The organism is Pseudomonas sp. SDO5591_S426 (assembly GCF_054070755.1).
On record NZ_JBSVXD010000017.1, the window covers coordinates 13140 to 28535 of the forward strand.

Annotated in this window: 16 protein-coding genes; 6 read left to right on the forward strand and 10 right to left on the reverse strand. The window is 59.6% G+C overall.

What is annotated here, in order from left to right:
* Positions 1-72: 72 nt before the first annotated feature.
* A complete protein-coding gene (locus ACW9JC_RS06040) occupies positions 73-510 on the reverse strand; it encodes a DUF4879 domain-containing protein (RefSeq protein ID WP_457454160.1) in 438 nt (145 codons plus the stop codon).
* A gap of 220 nt (positions 511-730) precedes the next feature.
* Between ACW9JC_RS06040 and ACW9JC_RS06045 the strand changes: the two genes are divergently transcribed.
* Together ACW9JC_RS06045 and trmA are read left to right on the forward strand one after the other, a co-directional pair.
* The gene (locus ACW9JC_RS06045) at positions 731-2026 is read left to right on the forward strand and encodes an NCS2 family permease (protein WP_338583209.1); all 1296 of its coding nucleotides are present in this window, start codon (positions 731-733) and stop codon (positions 2024-2026) included.
* The gene (gene trmA / locus ACW9JC_RS06050) at positions 2023-3102 is read left to right on the forward strand and encodes a tRNA (uridine(54)-C5)-methyltransferase TrmA (RefSeq protein WP_457454162.1); all 1080 of its coding nucleotides are present in this window, start codon (positions 2023-2025) and stop codon (positions 3100-3102) included. The genes ACW9JC_RS06045 and trmA overlap by 4 nt, the downstream gene beginning before the upstream one ends.
* A gap of 54 nt (positions 3103-3156) precedes the next feature.
* Here trmA and ACW9JC_RS06055 read toward each other — a convergent pair whose 3' ends face one another.
* The 3 genes from ACW9JC_RS06055 to ACW9JC_RS06065 form a co-directional block, all read right to left on the reverse strand.
* Positions 3157-3603 (reverse strand): DUF2442 domain-containing protein, encoded by a 447-nt coding sequence (locus tag ACW9JC_RS06055; RefSeq protein WP_338583211.1) that lies wholly within the window; start codon positions 3601-3603, stop codon positions 3157-3159.
* Entirely contained in the window at positions 3600-4028 is a 429-nt protein-coding gene (locus ACW9JC_RS06060; protein WP_338583212.1) for a DUF4160 domain-containing protein, read from the reverse strand. The genes ACW9JC_RS06055 and ACW9JC_RS06060 overlap by 4 nt, the downstream gene beginning before the upstream one ends.
* Positions 4029-4242: 214 nt before the next feature.
* Positions 4243-4449, reverse strand: a complete 207-nt coding sequence (locus tag ACW9JC_RS06065) for a tautomerase family protein (protein ID WP_338583214.1) — start codon at positions 4447-4449, stop codon at positions 4243-4245.
* 119 nt (positions 4450-4568) lie between these two features.
* On the opposite strand from ACW9JC_RS06065, the gene ACW9JC_RS06070 reads away from it, so the two are divergent.
* The 3 genes from ACW9JC_RS06070 (at position 4569) to ACW9JC_RS06080 (ending at position 6920) form a co-directional block, all read left to right on the forward strand.
* Complete coding sequence (locus ACW9JC_RS06070; protein WP_448109394.1) at positions 4569-5480, forward strand: LysR substrate-binding domain-containing protein; 912 nt, start codon at positions 4569-4571, stop codon at positions 5478-5480.
* A gap of 139 nt (positions 5481-5619) precedes the next feature.
* Positions 5620-6060 carry a type II 3-dehydroquinate dehydratase gene (aroQ, locus tag ACW9JC_RS06075; protein WP_338583217.1) on the forward strand — a complete coding sequence of 147 codons (441 nt, stop codon included), beginning with the start codon at positions 5620-5622 and terminating at the stop codon, positions 6058-6060.
* A gap of 5 nt (positions 6061-6065) precedes the next feature.
* Entirely contained in the window at positions 6066-6920 is an 855-nt protein-coding gene (locus tag ACW9JC_RS06080) for a shikimate dehydrogenase (protein WP_457454165.1), read from the forward strand.
* 105 nt (positions 6921-7025) lie between these two features.
* On the opposite strand, the gene ACW9JC_RS06085 is transcribed toward ACW9JC_RS06080, so the two are convergent.
* Positions 7026-7703 (reverse strand): TetR/AcrR family transcriptional regulator, encoded by a 678-nt coding sequence (locus tag ACW9JC_RS06085; RefSeq protein WP_338583221.1) that lies wholly within the window; start codon positions 7701-7703, stop codon positions 7026-7028.
* 102 nt (positions 7704-7805) lie between these two features.
* On the reverse strand, positions 7806-9707 hold the full coding sequence (gene quiC, locus ACW9JC_RS06090; protein WP_457454167.1) for a 3-dehydroshikimate dehydratase QuiC: 1902 nt from the start codon (positions 9705-9707) through the stop codon (positions 7806-7808).
* A 332-nt stretch (positions 9708-10039) separates the two neighbouring features.
* On the opposite strand from quiC, the gene ACW9JC_RS06095 reads away from it, so the two are divergent.
* Positions 10040-11377, forward strand: a complete 1338-nt coding sequence (locus tag ACW9JC_RS06095; protein ID WP_448109397.1) for an MFS transporter — start codon at positions 10040-10042, stop codon at positions 11375-11377.
* A gap of 64 nt (positions 11378-11441) precedes the next feature.
* On the opposite strand, the gene ACW9JC_RS06100 is transcribed toward ACW9JC_RS06095, so the two are convergent.
* The 4 genes from ACW9JC_RS06100 to ACW9JC_RS06115 all read right to left on the reverse strand — a co-directional run bounded on the left by ACW9JC_RS06100 (position 11442) and on the right by ACW9JC_RS06115 (position 15341).
* Entirely contained in the window at positions 11442-12320 is an 879-nt protein-coding gene (locus tag ACW9JC_RS06100) for a DMT family transporter (RefSeq protein ID WP_457454169.1), read from the reverse strand.
* A gap of 135 nt (positions 12321-12455) precedes the next feature.
* On the reverse strand, positions 12456-13271 hold the full coding sequence (locus ACW9JC_RS06105; protein ID WP_457454170.1) for a sugar phosphate isomerase/epimerase family protein: 816 nt from the start codon (positions 13269-13271) through the stop codon (positions 12456-12458).
* A 2-nt stretch (positions 13272-13273) separates the two neighbouring features.
* Entirely contained in the window at positions 13274-14329 is a 1056-nt protein-coding gene (locus tag ACW9JC_RS06110) for a Gfo/Idh/MocA family protein (RefSeq protein ID WP_457454171.1), read from the reverse strand.
* 235 nt (positions 14330-14564) lie between these two features.
* Complete coding sequence (locus ACW9JC_RS06115; RefSeq protein ID WP_457454172.1) at positions 14565-15341, reverse strand: IclR family transcriptional regulator; 777 nt, start codon at positions 15339-15341, stop codon at positions 14565-14567.
* Positions 15342-15396: the final 55 nt, after the last annotated feature.

Consider the following 15396-nt stretch of genomic DNA (forward strand, 5'->3'; position numbering starts at 1 on the left):
ACAGGAGGGTTCTTCAAGCGTAGTCAGCTTTCCTTACCCTTGTTCGAGGCCCGCCGTTACCTGATGTAAAAGCTACTTGATGTAAAGCTGCGTCGACATCGTGTTGCCCGGCGCATTGATCGAGGTGTTGCTGAAGGTGAACGTGCCTTCCTGTTTGCCCGCCAGACTGAAGATGTACAAATTGCCGACGACCTTGGTCCGCTGGGAACAATCAGTCAGGTTGCCATTTTCGTAGGCGCAGACCTGCGTGCGGGTTCCGTTCACCTCGAAACCATCCAGCGCGACATGGGGCTGGCTGCGACCGTAACCCACTTCCAGCACGTAGACCCTGATGTTCGGGCCGCTGTGATTGCAGCGCGTTTGTGTCTGGCCTTCATCAATGGTTTCAAAACCACATTCAGGCGACTCGACCTTGAGCACTTTTACCTGGGTCAACGGCGGTGCCGAGGCTGCCGAGACGGTTTGTGTCCCCAAGACCAGGGCCAGCAAGATCAACAGACGCTTTTTCATGCAAACACCACCCCAAAAAACCAGCGTGCAGTATGGCTGGTTTGGGCTAAACGCAAAACATCGACGACGATCACCGCCATAAGCAGCCATAACCCTGTGCGGCTGGTATGATGCGCGGCTTTTTCCGACCCACAGAAAAATCCCAGGCGCCTGCAGCGGTCTGTGCTTTGCTGTTGAGGTCGATACATTCACGGCGCCGGGCGCGCCACGGGGAGCAGACATGCTGGAAAGGCTGTTTCAACTCAAGGCACACAACACCAACGTACGCACCGAGATCCTGGCGGGCGTCACGACCTTTTTGGCCATGGCCTACATTCTGTTCGTCAACCCGAGCATCCTCGGCGAGACCGGCATGGACAAGGGTGCGGTGTTCGTCGCCACCTGTCTGGCAGCCGCCATCGGCTCGACGGTCATGGGCCTGATCGCCAACTACCCGATCGCCCTCGCACCGGGCATGGGCCTGAACGCCTTCTTCACCTACACCGTGGTCCTGCACATGGGCCACACCTGGCAAGTGGCGCTGGGGGCAGTGTTCATCTCGGCGGTGTGCTTCTTCCTGCTTTCGATCTTCCGCATCCGTGAATGGATCATCAACAGCATCCCGCTGCCGCTGCGTTCGGCGATTGCCGCCGGTATCGGCCTGTTTCTGGCGCTGATCGCCCTGCACAACGCCGGCATCGTGGTCAGCAACCCGGCGACCATGGTTGGCCTCGGCGACCTGAAACAACCGGCGCCGATCCTCGCCACCCTCGGTTTTGCCCTGATCGTCGCCCTTGAAGCCCTCGCCGTGCGCGGTGCGGTACTGATCGGCATTCTGGTCGTGACCATCATATCCATCGTGATGGGCTTCACCCCGTTCGGCGGCGTGATGTCGATGCCACCGTCGCTAGCCCCGACCTTCCTGCAACTGGACATCAAAGGCGCACTGGACATCGGCCTGGTCAGCGTGATCTTCGCCTTCCTGTTCGTCGACCTGTTCGACAACTCCGGCACCCTGATCGGCGTGGCCAAGCGTGCTGGTTTGATGGGCAAGGACGGCCACATGCCGAAAATGGGCCGTGCCCTGATCGCCGACAGTACTGCTGCGATGGCCGGTTCCCTGCTGGGCACCTCGACCACCACCAGCTACATCGAATCCGCCGCAGGCGTGAGTGCCGGGGGCCGCACCGGCCTGACCGCCGTCGTGGTGGCAATCCTGTTCCTGCTGGCGCTGTTCTTCTCGCCACTGGCCGCCAGCGTTCCAGCCTTCGCCACCGCGCCGGCCCTGCTGTTCGTCGCCGTGCTGATGACTTCCGGCCTGGCCGAAATAGACTGGGACGACATTACCGTCGCCGCGCCGGTGGTGATCACCGCGCTGGCCATGCCGTTCACTTATTCCATCGCCAATGGCATCGCCTTCGGCTTCATTGCCTGGACCGCCATCAAGCTGATGTCTGGTCGCGGCCGTGAGCTGAACCCGGCGCTGGTGATCCTGTCGATTCTGTTCGTGATCAAGCTGGGTTGGTTTAACGCATGACTTTTGATTCCCAGGACTACGCCGTTCAGCTCGAAGACAAGGTCACGCGCCTGCGTGACCTGCTGGCCCCGTTCGATGCACCGGAGCCGGCCGTTTTCGACTCGCCGCTGCAGAACTTCCGCCTGCGCGCCGAATTCCGCCTGTGGCGCGAAGCCGGCGAGCGTCACTACGCGATGTTTTCCCAGGAAGACAAACGCACGCCGATCCTGATCGAAGAATTTCCGATCGCCAGCCTGCGCATCAATCAACTGATGCCGCAGCTCAAGGCCGCGTGGCAAGCCAGTGCTCCCCTGAGCCACAAGCTGTTCCAGGTGGAGTTCCTGACCACTTTGGCCGGCGATGCGATGATCACCCTGTGCTACCACCGTCCGCTGGACGAGCATTGGCACGCGGCGGCCACGAAACTCGCAGCCGACCTGAACGTCAGCATCATCGGCCGCTCCAAGGGTAAGCGTGAAGTCATCGGTCACGATTACGTGGTCGAGAAACTGGAAGTTGGCGGGCGCACCTTCAGCTATCGCCAGCCAGAAGGCGCATTCACCCAACCCAACGGCACCGTAAACCAGAAGATGCTCAACTGGGCCTACGACGCACTGGGTGATCGTCCGGACGATTTACTGGAGCTGTATTGCGGCAACGGCAACTTCACCCTGCCGCTCGCTACTCGCGTGCGCAAAGTGCTGGCCACTGAAATCAGCAAGACCTCGGTCAACGCAGCGCTGAGCAATCTCAGCGAAAACGCTGTGGATAATGTCACTCTGGTGCGTTTGTCCGCTGAAGAATTGACCGAAGCGCTGAACGAAGTGCGCCCGTTCCGTCGCTTGCATGGCATCGACCTGAAAAGCTACGAATTCGGCAGCGTCTTCGTCGACCCGCCCCGCGCCGGCATGGACCCGGACACTTGCGAGCTGACCCGGCGCTTCGACAACATTCTCTACATCTCCTGCAACCCGGAAACCCTGGCGGCCAACATCGCCCAGTTGCACGACACGCACCGCATTACCCAATGCGCGATGTTCGACCAGTTCCCGTGGACGCATCACATGGAATCCGGGGTGTTATTGACCCGGCGGTGAGTGCAGATGCCGTAAACAAATCAGCCGTCATCACGACGGCTTTTTTGTGGGCGCTCAAAGCACGACATCGACCTTGCGCGGGCGCCCACCTTTCTTGCCATTGGCCCGAGCAGCCTCAGCTTTGGCAGCGCTGCTCTGACGACCATTGCGCGAAGCAATCACCGAAGCCGCCATCGCCATCAATGGCTCGCTGGCCGAGATCATTCCGGCGATAGAGATATGCAGGTCCTTGCCTTCATGGCAGATCGCAGTGCCGGTGAAACCTACCTCTAAACCGGCAAAGTCTTCGATCTGGAATCCATCGAACTCGGGGTAGTTTCCAACCGGCAGCAGTATCCCGCTGCCATCTTCAAAGCTGACCGCCAGACACGGAGCCTGAAAGGTTACCGCTGTCGCCCGTAACCCGCTGTTAGGGCGCGATTTGCCCCGTTCAATAGCTCGATCAAGACGAGCCTCTGTTACTGGCCTGTCTACCTGGACCTTGGCTTTGACCGTTTTCATAACTCGATCTCCACACACTCCTGCGCACCTATCAGAGATAGCCGCGTCCTGTTCGTTTCAGGCTCATAGCAAGCCGAAACGATCATGTTGGTGGTACTGACAATCCTTTTCACTACTACGACCTCACTGGTTTGCCAATCCCACAATTGATTATCAAGGCAGGCCGTTTGCAGTTTTCGCCACCAGATACAGCGAGCCCGCAATAAATGGGCAGGTAGCTTTAGCGATTGACGCAACCCCTCAAGCACCGCAATCGGTGGCCGACGCGAGAGCGGAACAACGTCCCAGAGCTCGACGCCGTTGTGCCAGAAACTGAATTTGAACCGCGCACTCCACGAACCCGCCTCCACATGTGCATGAGGCGGACAGTGCTCATCGCGCAACATGATGACCACCGAGAGCCCTTTGTAGCTGCATACTTTCATGCTAACCCATCCGTTAGGTTAATAACTCCGAAGACTCGACATTCCCTGAAAAAACCGACCACTGGTGCCCAACACTAAATGGAATTTGCGTGACTGAGACTAGCGCTCAGCCGCGCTTCGGACCGTTGGATAACGCCAAAGAATCGTAAGCAATCCTTTCCCTGCGCCCACAAAAAAGCCGCCACGAGGACGGCTGTTTTGTCTTGCAGCAGAATCACTCCGACGGATTTTTCCGGAACTCAGTCGTGGTAATACCCTTGTATCCCCAGTTATCGGTGTCGATTTCTTCGATCACGATATGGGTCAGCTCCGGCGGCTTGCCGAGCACGCGTTGCAGGGTCTCGGTGATTTCGGCGATGACCTGGGCTTTTTGCTCACGGGTTACGCCGTCACGGGTGATGCGTACGCTGACGAAAGGCATGCTGCTTCTCCTGCTCGCTGATTAAGAAAGGCTGACCAAAAACAAGTCACTGTAGCCCTGTGAAGCCATCTGATAAATACTGCTCCAGACACTTCATTTGATCCTTGGTGTAATCAATCATGCAACGACAATTCGACGATCTTCAGTTGGGCAGCATAGAGCTGTTTTGCCTGGCCGCCGAGGCCGGCAGTTTCACCGCAGCGGCGTTGGTGGCGGGGGTTACGCCGGCTGCGGTGAGTCGCTCGGTGTCGCGCATGGAGGAACGTCTGGGCGTGCGGCTGTTCGCGCGCACCACTCGCAGCGTCAAACTGACCGACAGCGGCCGACGCTACTACGAAGAATGCCGCCAGGCGTTGGCACAGTTGGTGGAAGCCCAGCGTGAAGTCATGGGCCAGCAGCAGGTGCCGTCCGGGACTCTGCGCATCAGTATCCCGACCACCTACGCCCACCACCGGATCCTGCCGTTGATGCCGGCCTTTCGCGCGCGGTTTCCGGATGTGAAGGTTGAGTCGCACATCAGTAATCGCAATATCGATTTCGTCGGCGAGGGCTATGACCTGGCCATTCGCGTGCGCGCCATTCCGGACTCCGGCCTGATCGCCCGGCCGCTGGAGGACGCCGAGCTGGTGATGATTGCCAGCCCCGATTACCTCAACCGCTGCGGCACACCGCAAACCCTCGATGATTTGCAGCAGCACGACTGCATTCAATACGAATTGCCCAGCAGCGGCCGGCGCATCGCCTGGTTGTTCAATGACAGCGGTGTACAGCGCGAGATTCTGGCCGAGGGCAATTACGTTTGTTCTGATGATGTCCTGGGTGGTGTGACCCTGGCGAAACACAGCGCCGGTCTGTTCCAGACCTATCGCTTTATCGTCGAAAAAGAACTGGCCGACGGCTCGCTGGTGGAAGTGCTCAAGCCCTATGGCGGGCGCTCGCGGCCGTTTACCTTGCTCTATCCGCAAAGCCGCCATATGCCTCTGCGATTGCGCGCGTTCATTGATTTTCTGGTGGAGCATTTGCCGCGCTGATAGCGAAACCGTCCGATCACCGCACACAAAACGCCGGAGAACCACCGGTTCAATTGACCAAATTAACCATCTAGTACAATTTATCTCCACAGGCCGGAACCTCAGGCCAATTCTAAAAATAATAAGTGGAGAAACATCGATGTCCCCGATCATTCTGGTACTCAACGGCCCGAATTTGAACCTGCTCGGCACCCGTGAACCGGCGACCTACGGCCACGAAACCCTCGCTGACATTTCCGCCCTGTGCGGCCGCGCCGCTGAAGAGTTCGGCCTGGCAGTGGAATTTCGCCAGACCAACCATGAAGGCGAATTGCTCGACTGGATTCACGCCGCACGCGGCCGTTGCGCCGGGATCGTCATCAACCCGGCCGCCTGGACCCACACCTCGGTGGCCATTCGCGATGCGCTGGTCGCCAGCGAGCTGCCGGTGATCGAAGTGCACTTGTCGAACGTCCACGCCCGCGAACCTTTCCGTCATCACTCCTTCGTTTCAGCCATCGCCACCGCCGTGCTGGCCGGGTTCGGCAGCCACGGCTATCGCCTGGCGCTGGAGCATTTCAGTCAACGTCTGAAGGGGTGAACATCGTGAGCCACAACCACGCGGTATTGGCCGGACTGATCGGCGCCGGCATCCAGGCTTCGCGCACCCCGGCGTTGCACGAACATGAAGGCGATGCCCAGGGTTTGCGTTACCTCTATCGCCTGATCGACCTTGATCAGCTGCAACTCGACTGCAATGCCCTGCCCGACCTGTTGATGGCTGCCGAGCGCATGAACTTCACCGGGCTGAACATCACCTTCCCGTGCAAGCAGGCGATCATCCCGCTGCTCGACGAGTTGTCGCCGGAAGCACGCGGCATTGGTGCGGTGAATACCGTGGTGTTGAAGGACGGCAAACGCATCGGCCACAACACCGATTGCCTTGGCTTTGCCGAGGGATTTCGCCGGGGCTTGAAGGGCGTTGCCGTTGAGCGTGTCGTACAAATGGGTGCCGGTGGCGCCGGCGCGGCGGTGGCCCACGCGTTGTTGAGCGAAGGCGTACAGCAACTGAGCATTTTCGATGTGGAACTCAGCCGCGCTCAAAGCCTTGCAGACAATCTCAATCAAGATTTCGGCAGCGGTCGCGCGGTGGCCGGCCATGATTTGGCGCTGACCTTGGCCGAGGCGGATGGCCTGGTGAACACCACACCGATGGGCATGAAAAAACTACCGGGCACGCCGGTGCCGGTCGAGTTGCTGCGAGCCGAATTATGGGTGGCGGAGATTGTTTATTTCCCGCTGGAAACCGAACTGCTGCGCCATTCCCGCGCGCTGGGTTGCCGGACGCTGGATGGCGGCAACATGGCGGTGTTTCAGGCAGTAAAGGCGTTTGAATTGTTCAGCGGCGTGGCGCCGGATGCCCAGCGGATGCTGGCGCATTTTCAAAGCATGAATGGTTGAAGAGCAAAAGATCGCAGCCTTCGGCAGCTCCGACAGGTTTCGTGCATGCCGGAATTTCCGCATAGACACCGACCTTTGTCGGAGCTGCCGCAGGCTGCGATCTTTTCAGGCCTGCAAATAACGCAAAACCGACTCGCAAATCATTTCCCGATGACGCTGCTTGATGCTTTCGTCCGGCAGATCAATCTGAAAAATCTCACCAAAGGTATGGCGGTTCGAGACGCGATAGAAGCAGAACGAACTGATCAGCAAATGCACATCCAACGGATCAAGCCCCGTGCGGAACAGCCCTTGCTCGGCGCCGCGACGCAGAATCTCGCCCAGTGAATCGAGGATGGTGTTGTTCATCGCCTTGATCGCATCGGAGCGCTTCACATACTCGGCGTTGTGAATGTTCTCGATGCTGACGATGCGTACGAAATCGACGTTGCGGTCATGGTGATCAAAGGTGAATTCCACCAGCCGCCTAATCGCCTCCACCGGCGCCAGCTCCGTCAGGTGCAGGCGGTTTTCCGTGCTCCGGATATCGCCGTAGAGCTTTTCCAGAACCTCGACGTAGAGCTGTTCCTTACTGCCGAAGTAGTAATAGATCATGCGTTTTGACGTATGGATGCGCTCGGCGATGGCATCGACGCGCGCCCCGGAAAGGCCTTGTTGAACGAACTCGACAATCGCCTCTTGGAGGATATTCTCGCGGGTTTTTTCCGGGTTGTTCTTGCGACTCTTGCGCGGCTCGGCAATCGGTTCGTCGGGCGCTGCGGAGAGTTCTGAAGTCATTGTCATTGCGGGCTCACGGCCATCACTGCACAGGCTGGCGATTATGAGCCGCGCCGCACAGTGAAGGAAGCCGTGCGGCAGCGGTTTGTCGGCGTGTTTACGATTTTCCTACAACTTTGCCTGACGTACGGCGCCACTTCGGGATTTGGCCATGGCCGCCAGTCGCACCGCCACGTTGGCCGCGCCATAACCGGCATAGCCGTTCTTGCGCTGAATGATCTCGAAGAAGAAGCGCCCTTCAAATGGCTCGGTGTACACGTGAAACAGCTCGCCGCCCTGTGCGTCGCGATCGTACAGCACGTTGTAATACGCCAGTTCGCTGAGGAATTCATCGTCGAAATCGAAACGCGCCGCCAAGTCATCGTAGTAATTGAGCGGGATATCCAGCAGCGGCACGCCCGCCTCTTTCGCGCGGCTGACCTGGGCAAAGATGTCGTCGCAATCGAACGCGATGTGATGCACGCCGGAACCGCGATAACTCGACAGCGCGTGTGAGATCGCGGTGTTGCGGTTCTCGGAAATGTTCAGCGGCAGGCGAATCGAACTGTCTCGACTGCGAAGCGCACGGCTCTTCACCAAGCCATAAGGATCGGGCAGGACCACTTCGTCGTCGGCTTCAAAATCCAGCAGGCTCTTGTAGAACAGCACCCAACTATCAAGGCTGTCGGCGGGCAGCGCGATGGCCATGTGATCGATGCGCTTGAGACCGCCGCTGGCTACCGCGTCGGGCAGCATATTGAAGTCGGTGCCGTAGACGTCGGCGTGCTGGTCCACCAGATAAATAAGGCTGCCGTCCGGCGCACGCACCGCGGCAAGTTCCAGTTCATTGGGGCCGACCAGCCCGCGATAGGGCTGACCTTTATAGGCCACGGCCCGGGCCAGCGCGCTGGCGCTGTCCTTGACCCGCACGGCGGTGGCGCACAGCGACGGCCCGTGGGCTTCGAAAAAACTGTGGCCGAACGAGTACGGCTCCGAGTTGAGGATCAGGTTGATATCGCCCTGGCGCAGCAGGCTGACGCTCTTTGAGCGATGCTGGCCAGCCTTGACGAAACCCAGTCGCTCCAGCCAATGGGAAAGCTTGGCGCCGAGGCTTTCGTCCACGGCGAATTCGAGAAACTCGATGCCGTTGTACTCACTGGCCTTGGGCGTTTCGAACAGAATCTCGGTATTGGCGATCGGTTGGGCTTCCTGCGCCAGACGCTCGCGGGTCTTCTCTTCGAGATACAGCAACGAGCGCAAACCGTCTGCGGCGTTGGCCCGTGGCGGTGCGGCGCGGAAACCGTCGTTGAAGATCTCCAGCGACAGCGGCCCGGTGTAGCCACTCTTGATGATCGGCGCGAGGAAGCCCGGCAAATCGAATTCGCCCTGGCCCGGGAAGCAACGGAAATGCCGGCTCCACTCCAGCACGTCCATCGCCAGGATCGGCGCGTCGGCCATCTGCACGAAGAAAATCTTGTCGCCGGGGATCTCGGCGATGGCGCTCGGGTCGCCCTTGAGCGACAGCGTATGGAAACTGTCGAGCAACACACCGAGGCTTGGATGATCGGCCTGTCGGACGATGTTCCACACCCGTTGGTACGTGTTCACGTGCCGGCCCCAGGCCAGCGCTTCATAACCAATGCGCAGACCGCGCGCACCGGCGTGTTCCGCCAGCAGGCGCAAGTCATCGACTAAAATCTGTTCATCACCGACGGAGTCGACCGAAGCGTTGCTGCACACCAGCACCAGGTCGGTGCCCAGCTCCTGCATCAGGTCGAATTTGCGCTCGGCCCGCTCCAGATTGCGCGCCAGGCGATCGCGGCGGCAGCCTTCGAAGTCGCGAAACGGTTGAAACAGCGTGATGGCGATCCCGAGATCGGCGCACATCTGTTTAATTTCCCGGGGGCTGCCGTCGTAGTAAAGAAGGTCGTTCTCGAAAATCTCGACACCGTCAAAACCGGCGGCGGCGATGGCTTCGAGTTTTTCCGGCAGGGTACCGCTCAAAGACACGGTGGCAATGGAACGCTGCATATTTCGACTCCCGGTGGTGGAGGCAATCTTGTTAGGGACATCGCACGCTGGCTCTGTGTAGGAGCTGCCGAAGCCTGCTCCTACGGAGATTGCGTTTAGCTTTGAATGAATTATTGGCCGCGAAATTCCACACAGCAATTCAAAGTGTACTACCCAGTTAGTTTTGCGTGCGATTATCGAACACAATGGCCGTTGGCGAATTGACGATTTTTTGTTCACTGCGCAACATCGTCATCACATTGCGTCCTGCCAAGAACCACCGGTCGTAGTGATTAACAAACCGTTCAACGACCCAGAACACCACATAACAAATTCAAAAACGGGTGGTACACATGATTCCTACTCAAAGCTCTCGCATGGCTCCGGCCATGAGCGCTGCAACTGGTGGCATCGGCGACAAAATCCGCGGCGCCATGGCTGTCGGCAAGACCCGCTGGGGCATGCTGGCGCTGGTGTTCTTCGCCACCACCCTGAACTACATCGACCGCGCCGCCCTCGGCGTCATGCAGCCCATCCTCGCCAAGGAAATGAGCTGGACGGCGATGGACTACGCCAACATCAACTTCTGGTTCCAGGTCGGCTACGCCATCGGCTTCGTGCTGCAAGGCCGCTTGATCGACCGGGTCGGCGTCAAGCGCGTGTTCTTCTGCGCCGTGCTGCTCTGGAGCCTGGCGACCGGCGCCCACGGCCTGGCCACTTCGGCGGTTGGCTTCATGGTCTGCAGGTTCATTCTCGGCCTCACCGAAGCCGCCAACTACCCAGCCTGCGTGAAGACCACGCGCCTGTGGTTCCCGGCCGGTGAACGCGCCGTTGCCACCGGCATTTTCAACGCCGGGACCAACGTCGGTGCGATGTTCACGCCGATGCTGCTGCCATTGATCCTGCACGTCTGGGGCTGGCAAGCCGCGTTCCTGTGCATGTCGGCACTGGGCGGAATCTGGCTGTTATTCTGGGGCCTGAAATACTTCAACCCGGAAGACCACCCGAGCGTAAAACAGTCGGAACTGGACTACATCCAGAACGAAGTCGAACCGGAGCAATCCCGCGTACCGTTCTCGAAAATCCTGCGCATGCGTGGCACCTGGGCCTTCGCCCTCGCCTACTCGATCACCGCGCCGGTGTTCTGGTTCTACCTGTACTGGCTGCCACCGTTTCTCAATCAGCAATACAACCTGGGCATCAACGTCACCCAGATGGGCATTCCGCTGATCATCATCTACCTGACCGCCGACTTCGGCAGTGTCGGCGGCGGGATCCTGTCCTCGTTTCTGATCGGTCGCGGCGTCAACCCGATCAAGGCGCGGCTGATGTCCATGTTCCTGTTCGCCTGTTGCATCATCGGCGTGATCATGGCAGCCGGCTCCAGCAACCTGTGGGTCGCAGTGTTCGCCATCTCCTTGGCCATCGGCGCGCACCAGGCCTGGACCGCCAACATCTGGAGCCTGGTGATGGACTACACGCCCAAGCACATGATGAGTACAGTGTTCGGTTTCGGCGGCATGTGTGCGGCAATTGGCGGGATGTTCATGACTCAGTTGGTCGGCCACATCCTGACCGTCACCAACAACAACTACACCGTGCTGTTCACCCTGATCCCGGCGATGTACTTCATCGCGCTGATCTGGATGTACTTCATGGCACCGCGCAAGATTCCGACCGTCACCGACTAAACCTCGGCGCATTAACTCTGTGGGAGCCAGCCTGCTGGCTCCCACAGGTATTTTCGGTGACCTTCTATTTACGGCTTTGCTGCCAGGCCGCTGCCAGGCCACTGCAGCAAATCACGGCAATGCCGATCACGGTGGTCGCCGTCGGCGTGTGGGAAAACAGCAGCCAACCCAACAGGCCGGCGAAGATGATCTGGCAATAGCTGAACGGTGCCAGCAATGCCGGTGCCGCGAGACGGAAAGCCTGGGTCAAAAACAGGTGCGCGGTCATCCCGCAAGCCCCCAACGCCAGCATCATCGCGCCATGCGCAAGGCTCGGCGTCTGCCAGAAGAACGGCACCAGCGCACTCATCACCAACGTGTTGCACAGCCCGGCGAAAAAGTTGCTGGTGGTCGGGCTGTCGATCTCGGCGAGCTTGCGCGTGAGCAATTGGTAGAAGCAGAAAAACAGCGCCGAACAGAACGGCAGCAACACCGCCGGGGTGAACAAATCACCACCAGGGTGAACGATGATCAGCACCCCGATGAAACCGAAAATAACCGCCAGCCATTGCCCGCGTGTAACTCGCTCACCCAGCAACGGCACCGACAACGCGGTGACCAGCACCGGTGCGAGGAAGTTGACCGAGGTGGCCTCGGCCAGCGGGATGTACATCAACCCGGTGGTAAAAAACAGGCTGGTGCCCAGCAGGCAAAGCGCCCGGATCAATTGCAGCAACGGCCGCTTCGTGCGCAGAACCCGCAGCCCGGATTGCGGCAGGAAAATCCCGGCCATCAGCAACGTGTGCACCACGTACCGCGCCCAGACCACCATGACGATCGGATAGAAACCGGAGAGGTATTTGGAAAAGGCGTCGTGGCTGGAAAACAGGAAGGTTGCGACAACGATCAGCAGGATCCCCTTGAAGGGCTGATTGACGCCGGAGAGCGGGGTGCTGACGGTCATGAGTATTCCTTGTACTAAAAGTCAAAAGCATCGCGGGCAAGCCTTGCTCCTACAGCTACTACGTCGGCCGCAAAATCTGGCGCAACTCAAAAACCGTAGGAGCAAGGCTTGCCCGCGATAGGTGCGCAGCACCGCTTACATCCGCGCCAACAACTCCCTGGTTTTATCCAAAGCCATCTGCGCCCGGTCCAACCCGCTCACACCCTGCTCCAGCAGATGCACGGTGGGAATCTCCAGGCTCAAGGGAATGTTAGCCGGTAAACACCGCAACAACCCCGGCAGGTCGCAGTCGCCGTCGCCGGGAAAACGCCGTTCGTTACGGGCCTGACGCAAGATCTCGGCCATGTCTGCCGGTCGCGGCCCGGCAACGTCGCACAACTGCGCATACCGTAACCGCGAAGGGGCGACGCTGACCAGATCTTCCAGTTGCGACCCGGAACGATCGAAGTGAAATGCGTCCACCAGCACCCCGCCATTTTCCCGCCCGGCGTTCTCGACGATCCGCACCGCCTGCTGCAAATTGCGCGCATCGGTCCAAGGCATGAACTCCAGATGCGGATGCAGTTCGTAAGGTGCCGCCAGATCACACAGCCGGGCGAAATTTTCCGTCAGCCGTTGCTCGTCGGAATCGTTACCGGCCACCAGCAACTCACTGGCACCGAATTCGGCGCCGACCGCCAGAATTTTCTCGAAGTCGGCGACAACGGTGTCCGGTTTCAGACGCAGGATTTCAACATCCAGCACACGAATGCCGGTGTCGCGCAGACGGGCCAGGGTCTGACGGCGCAAATCCCCATCGGCGACCAAGGCAAAATGGTGTTCCTCGGGGATTGCCGGCACCAGCCGCAAACCGACGTGGCTGTAACCGGCCCGCGCCGCGACCTCGACCATCTCGGGCGGTGACAGCTCCAGCACCGTCAGACTGGCGAGGGAAAAGATTCGTTCGCTCATGGTCAGTCCTCGATCAACGACGGTGCGCACGCGCGACCGGTTTCGGCGGCTTCGCGGATGGCTTCGATCAGCGCCAATGTGCGGGCAGCATCGGCAGCGCTCACCAGCGGCTCGACCTCCCGACGCGCAACGCGCACGAAATGCTGCAACTGCAAACGCAGGGCTTCATCGGCGCTGAATGTTTCCTCAGTCGCCTGCAATGGTTGATGCCAGCCGCCATCGACCTCGTTGTAGTGCCAGCGTTTGAGCTGCGGGATGCTCAGCGCCCCGCCGGTCCCGGCCAGCAAATAACACGGCTGATCGGCCTGGCGCGGATACACCGGGTTCTCTCCCGAATCCAGCTCCCAACTCCACGGCGCCGCCACCGCATCGGAGCCGGTCAGGCTGCCCAGTGCACCGTTGTCGAATTGCAGCAGCACCGCCGCGCAATCCTCGTTGGCAAACCCGCGTATCGCGTTGCTGGTAATGGCCTGCACCTGACGCACTTCACCGCACAAATGCCGCAGCAGATCGAGGTCGTGGATCAGGTTGGTCAACAACATCCCCGCGCCGGACTCACGGCGCCATGGTGTCTCGAAATAACTGTCGGGTTTGCGTAATTGCCAGAGCGCCGTGACCGTAGTTAACCGCCCCAGCGCGCCGCTGCGGACAAGTTCATGGGCGCGAACGATCAACGGATTATGGCGACGATGATGGCCGACCAGCACCGGAACGCCGCTCGCCTTCGAGGCAGCCACCAGCTCACGGGCCTCATCGAGGTGCACACCCACCGGTTTTTCCAGCAACACCGGCACGCCCGCCGCCAAACAGTCGAGCGCAGTGCTGACATGCAAGGTATTGGGGTTGGCGACGATGACGGCGTCTGGCTTCACCTGCTCCAGCATCTGACGGTGATCAGAGAAATACCTCACGCCCCATTCCGTCGCCAGGCCGGCGGCTTGCGGCCCGGGATCGGCCACCGCACACAGGGTCGCCTCCGTCAGGGTTTTCAGATGCTGGTAATGCTGCTGGCCCATGTTGCCAGCGCCGATCAGCGCAATTCGAAGGGGCGAAATCAAGATGCGGTCCTCTTGTGGTTCTTGTTGGAAGAATGACTTCCATTAATTTAGAACCGAGTTCCACAATCTTACACAGACCGATACTGAAAGTGTTCGAATAGCGCACAGCTTCTCAAATTGAACACCGTTCAAAATGTGCGAGCTTGCTCGCGATGAGGGACTTAAATCCAACATCTTCATTGGCTGATAATCCGCAATCGCGAGCAAGCTCGCTCCCACAGGGATTTGCGTTAGCTCAGACAAATAACTCCGACGCCAGACTCGCCGCACTCAACTCCGCGGTAAACGCCAACAACAACGGCGCCAACTCGTGCAACCGCGCGCCCGGCATCCGTGCACTCGGCCCGGCAATGCTGAGCACGCCAATCACCCGACCATCCCCCGGATGACGCACCACCGCTGCAATCGCCGAGGTGCCCACCGCCGAGCTTTCCTCGACACAGGCATAACCCTGCTCCCGCGCCAGACGCAGGCGTTCAAGCAGTTCGATGTTGGAACGCGGTGCATTCGGCCCCAGCTCCAGCGGCCGGTCCGCCGCCTGGCGCTCCACCAGCGACAAGGCCTCGGCATCGCTCATGCACGCCAGCCAGGCATGGCCCGAAGCGGTGTAGAACAGTGGCGCATCGCGGCCCATGTCCGGGTCGTAACGCAGGCCGGAACGGGCGCCCTGAGACTTGGCGATCCAGGTCTGCCGCTCGCCCTCGATTACGCCAAGACGCACCAGTTCACCGGTTTCCTGAGCCAGCCGATCAAGCACCGGCTGCACGATATCGGCGCCGCTGCTCGACAGATAACGGAACCCCATCGCCACCAGTTTGGTCGACAAGTGATATCGCAGGTTCTCCGGATTCTGCCGCACGTAGCCCAACCGGATCAGCTCGGCGAGCAGTCGGTGAGTGGCACTTTTGGGGATGTCCAATTGCTCCGCCAGCGTCTGCATCGGCAGCCCGCGAGGGTCGCTGGTGAGGCTTTCGAGCACACTGAAAACACGTTCGATCTGACTGCCGGCCATGGGAGTTTCCACGCTAAATTTGCTCGATTCTAGAAGACAACCCGGCAAATGCGAA